This is a genomic window from Gordonia sp. (in: high G+C Gram-positive bacteria) (assembly GCF_020438995.1).
GTDB lineage: Bacteria > Actinomycetota > Actinomycetes > Mycobacteriales > Mycobacteriaceae > Gordonia.
On sequence record NZ_JAGQTN010000325.1, the window covers coordinates 1 to 4697 of the forward strand.

Here is a 4697-nt window from a genome sequence, read left to right on the forward strand (position 1 = left end):
CGAGGTGATCGCCGTCCGGCGTGGCCTGTTCGGCGCGAAGGGTTCCGGTGATACCTCCGGCTACGGCGGGCTCGTCCGGCCGGTGACGCTCGCCGGCGCCTCGGCACGTCCCTATGGCGGCTACTTCGACGAGATCGCCGACACCCTCGCCGACGCACTCGCCGATCGCGGCGGTTCGTACGCCGACGCGGTCGAGAAGGTGGTGATCTACCGCGACGAGATGACCCTGCACATCCGGCGCCGCCACCTGCCGGTGGTGGCGCAGACACTGCGCGACGATCCGCGGCTGCGATTCGAACTGTGTCTGGGCGTCAACGGTGTGCACTATCCCGACGACGCCGAACGCGAACTGCACGCCAGCTATCCACTCTCGTCGATCACGCACGGCCGCCGCATCCGTCTGGAAGTTGCTGTCCCCGACCATGATCCGCATATTCCGACACTGACTCTGATCTATCCCACCAACGACTGGCATGAACGCGAGACCTACGACTTCTTCGGGATCGTCTTCGACGGCCATCGCGCGCTGACCCGTATCGAGATGCCCGACGACTGGCACGGCCATCCGCAGCGCAAGGACTATCCGCTCGGCGGTGTTCCGGTGGAGTACAAGGGCGCCCGCATCGCACCCCCGGATCGCAGGAGGTCGTACAAGTGACCACGCTGGATTCAGAGAACGACGCCCGCCCCGAGCGGGTGTTCACGGTGTCGGGGCAGGACTGGGACGACCTGGTCAACTCGGTGCGCGAGCGTGCCGCCGCCCAACCCGGCGACGAACGCATCGTGGTGAATATGGGGCCGCAGCATCCGTCGACGCACGGGGTGCTGCGGCTGATCCTGGAGATAGAAGGCGAGACGGTTACCGACGCTCGCTGCGGAATCGGCTACCTGCACACCGGGATCGAGAAGAACCTCGAGTACCGGAACTGGACGCAGGGCGTCACCTTCGTGACCCGGATGGACTACCTGTCGCCGTTCTTCAACGAGACCGCCTACTGCCTGGGTGTGGAGAAGCTGCTCGGTATCACCGACGACATCCCCGAACGCGCCACCGTCATCCGGGTGCTGCTGATGGAGCTCAACCGGATCTCCTCGCATCTGGTGGCATTGGCCACGGGCGGAATGGAATTGGGTGCGGTCACCCCGATGTTCGAGGGTTTCCGGGAACGTGAGATGATCCTGGACCTGTTCGAGCACATCACCGGCCTGCGCATGAATCACGCCTTCGTCCGGCCGGGCGGGCTGGCCGCCGACATGCCCGACGACGGCATCGACAAGGTCAAAGCCGTCATCGACGCACTGCCGGCCCGGCTGGCCAAGCTCAGCGACCTGCTCACCCACAATCCGATCTGGAAGGCCCGCACCCGCGACGTCGGGTACCTCGACCTCACCGGCTGCATGGCTTTGGGTATCACCGGGCCGGTGCTGCGCTCCACCGGCCTGCCGCACGATCTGCGCAAGTCCCAGCCGTACTGCGGCTACGAGGACTACGACTTCGACGTCATCACCGAGGACACCTGTGATTCGTACGGGCGCTACATGATCCGGGTGCGGGAGATGAGCGAATCCCTCAAGATCGTCCGCCAGTGCGTGGATCGGTTGGAGCCGGGACCGGTGATGGTCGACGACCGCAAGATCGCCTGGCCGGCCGAACTGTCCCTCGGTCCCGACGGTCTGGGAAACTCACCCGAGCACATCGCCGAGATCATGGGCACGTCGATGGAATCCCTGATCCATCATTTCAAGCTGGTCACCGAGGGTATCCGGGTGCCGGCGGGACAGTGCTTCGTCGAAATCGAATCGCCGCGTGGACAACTCGGCGTGCACATGGTGTCCGACGGCGGAACCCGCCCGTATCGCGTGCATTTCCGCGATCCGTCGTTCACCAATCTGCAGGCGGTGGCGGCGATGTGCGAAGGCGGCACGGTGGCCGATGTGATCACCGCCGTCGCCAGTATCGACCCGGTGATGGGAGGGGTGGACCGATGACCGACCAGGTATTCCTCGGCAGCGATATCGCTGTGGGACACAATAATTCGGGGCCCAAAGAGCCTGCCGCCAGGGAACTTCCGGTGGGAGTCCCGCAAATCACCTTCGGCGGTCCCGATCACTACCCGGACGACGTGCTCGCTCGCCTCACCGACGAGGCCACCGAGATCATCGCCCGCTACCCGCAATCTCGTTCGGCGCTGCTGCCGCTGCTGCATCTGACACAGTCGGTGGATTCGTACATCACCCGGGCCGGTATCGAATTCTGTGCCGCGCAACTGCATCTGACCGCCGCGCAGGTGGCAGCGGTGGCGACGTTCTACACGATGTTCCGGCGCACCCCCACCGGTGAATACCTCGTGGGCGTGTGTACCAACACGCTGTGCGCGGTGCTCGGTGGCGACGAGATCCTTGCCGCCGCAAAGGAACACCTCGGAATAGGGTGCGGCGACACCACAGCCGACGGCCGCATCACCCTCGAACACGTCGAATGCAACGCCGCATGCGATCACGCCCCGGTGGTGATGGTGAACTGGGAGTTCTTCGACGCTCAGGACCCGGAGTCGACGATCGAACTCATCGAGGATCTGCGCGCGGGCCTGAAAGTGCAGCCGTCCCGTGGCACCGGCGGCCTGTGCTCCTTCCGGCAGACCGAACGACTACTCGCCGGGGTACCAGAGGAGCCGGGGCAGTGACCACCACTCTCGATTCCACCACCGCCGAAGCTCCCGATGCCCGTGTGCTGAGCGCACATTGGGACGAGCCGGAATCCTGGACGCTGCGCAACTACCGCTCGCACGGCGGCTACGACGGTGTCCGGGCGGCGTTCGCGATGTCACCCGACGAGGTCATCGAACTGGTGAAGGCATCGGGTCTGCGGGGCCGCGGCGGCGCCGGCTTCCCCGTCGGCATGAAATGGAGTTTCATACCCCAATCCGACGACCCCGACGCCCCGCCACACTATCTGGTGGTCAACGCCGACGAATCCGAACCCGGCACCTGCAAGGACATGCCGCTGATGCTGTCGTCGCCGCATGCGCTGATCGAGGGAATCATCATCGCCTGCTACGCGATTCGGGCCGCCAATGCGTTCATCTACGTGCGCGGTGAGGTTGCTTCCGTGATCCGGCGGCTGCGCACCGCCGTAGCCGAGGCGTACGAGGCGGGGCTTCTCGGCCGCGACATCCTCGGTTCCGGGATCGACATCGACCTGGTGGTGCACGCCGGCGCGGGCGCCTACATCTGCGGCGAGGAGACGGCGCTGCTCAATTCGCTGGAGGGCCGGCGCGGGCAACCCCGGCTGCGGCCCCCGTTCCCGGCCGTGGCAGGCCTGTACGCGAGCCCGACGGTGGTCAACAACGTCGAATCCATCGCCAGCGTCGGACCGATCCTGCGCAACGGCGTCGACTGGTTCCGCACGATGGGCACCGAGAAGTCGCCCGGCTTCACCCTCTACTCGCTGTCCGGACATGTCACCCGCCCCGGCCAGTACGAGGCTCCGCTGGGAATCACGTTGCGCGAGTTGCTCGATCAGGCCGGCGGTGTCCGCGCCGGTCATCAGCTCAAGTTCTGGACGCCCGGCGGGTCGTCGACACCTATGCTCACCCCCGAACACCTCGACGTGCCACTCGACTACGAGGGTGTGGGGGCAGCCGGATCGATGCTGGGCACCAAGGCATTACAGATCTTTGACGACACCACGTGCGTGGTGCGGTGCGTGAGCCGGTGGACCGAGTTCTATGCCCACGAATCGTGCGGCAAATGCACCCCGTGCCGGGAGGGCACCTACTGGCTGGTGCAGGTGCTGCGCCGCATCGAGACGGGCGATGCCACGATGACCGATCTGGACATGCTCGCCGACATCACCGACAGCATCGTCGGAAAATCGTTCTGCGCATTGGGCGATGGTGCGGGCTCACCGATCACCTCCTCGCTCAAGTACTTCCGCGGCGAGTACGAGCAGCACATCACCGGCGGCGGTTGCCCGTTCGATCACGCCAAGTCCACAGTCTTCGGCAGGAAGGCAGGTGCACGATGACCGCTCTCGACGACCGCAAGGCGACCTCGACAACACATCTCACCATCGACGGAACCGAGATCGAGGTTCCCAAGGGCACCTTGATCATCCGGGCCGCCGAACAGGCCGGCATCCAGATCCCCCGGTTCTGCGACCATCCGCTGCTCGCACCCGTCGGCGCCTGCCGGCAATGCCTGGTCGACGTCGAGGGACAACGTAAACCGGTCGCCTCGTGCACCACCCCGGTCGCCGACGACATGGTGGTGCACACCCAGCACAGTTCGGAGGCCGCGGCGTCGGCCCAGCGCGGTGTGATGGAGTTGCTGCTCATCAATCATCCGCTCGATTGTCCGGTGTGTGACAAGGGCGGCGAGTGCCCGCTGCAGAATCAGGCGATGTCGTCGGGTCGAGCGCAGTCGCGGTTCATCGACACCAAACGGATCTTCGAGAAGCCGGTCGCGTTGTCCTCGGAGATCCTGCTGGATCGCGAACGCTGCGTGCTGTGCGCCCGCTGCACCCGGTTCTCCGACGAGATCGCCGGCGATCCGCTCATCGATCTGGCCGATCGTGGTGCGCTGCAACAGGTCAGCGCCTACGCCGACCAGCCGTTCGAATCGTATTTCTCCGGCAACACCGTGCAGATCTGCCCGGTCGGCGCCCTGACCGGCACCGCGTACCGGTTCCGGGCCCG

Annotated in this window: 5 protein-coding genes; all 5 read left to right on the forward strand. The window is 65.6% G+C overall.

Translation table 11 applies throughout. The features are described from left to right. A partial coding sequence (locus KDB67_RS22295) for an NADH-quinone oxidoreductase subunit C (RefSeq protein WP_291020747.1) occupies positions 1-658 on the forward strand: 658 nt, incomplete at its 5' end. Next, positions 655-1989, forward strand: coding sequence for an NADH dehydrogenase (quinone) subunit D (gene nuoD / locus KDB67_RS22300; RefSeq protein ID WP_291020749.1), 1335 nt, complete (start codon positions 655-657; stop codon positions 1987-1989). The genes KDB67_RS22295 and nuoD, both read left to right, overlap by 4 nt. Further along, complete coding sequence (nuoE, locus tag KDB67_RS22305; protein WP_291020751.1) at positions 1986-2684, forward strand: NADH-quinone oxidoreductase subunit NuoE; 699 nt, start codon at positions 1986-1988, stop codon at positions 2682-2684. The genes nuoD and nuoE overlap by 4 nt, the downstream gene beginning before the upstream one ends. Further along, complete coding sequence (gene nuoF, locus KDB67_RS22310) at positions 2681-4027, forward strand: NADH-quinone oxidoreductase subunit NuoF (RefSeq protein WP_291020753.1); 1347 nt, start codon at positions 2681-2683, stop codon at positions 4025-4027. Before nuoE ends, nuoF begins: the two co-directional genes overlap by 4 nt. Continuing rightward, the coding region (locus tag KDB67_RS22315) for a 2Fe-2S iron-sulfur cluster-binding protein (RefSeq protein WP_291020755.1) at positions 4024-4697 on the forward strand (674 nt) is incomplete at its 3' end. The genes nuoF and KDB67_RS22315, both read left to right, overlap by 4 nt.

What these genes read in the sequence shown, in the direction of transcription:
- nuoE (WP_291020751.1), top strand. Translation starts at nt 1,986, where the DNA reads ATGACCGACCAGGTATTCCTCGGCAGCGATATCGCTGTGGGACACAAT.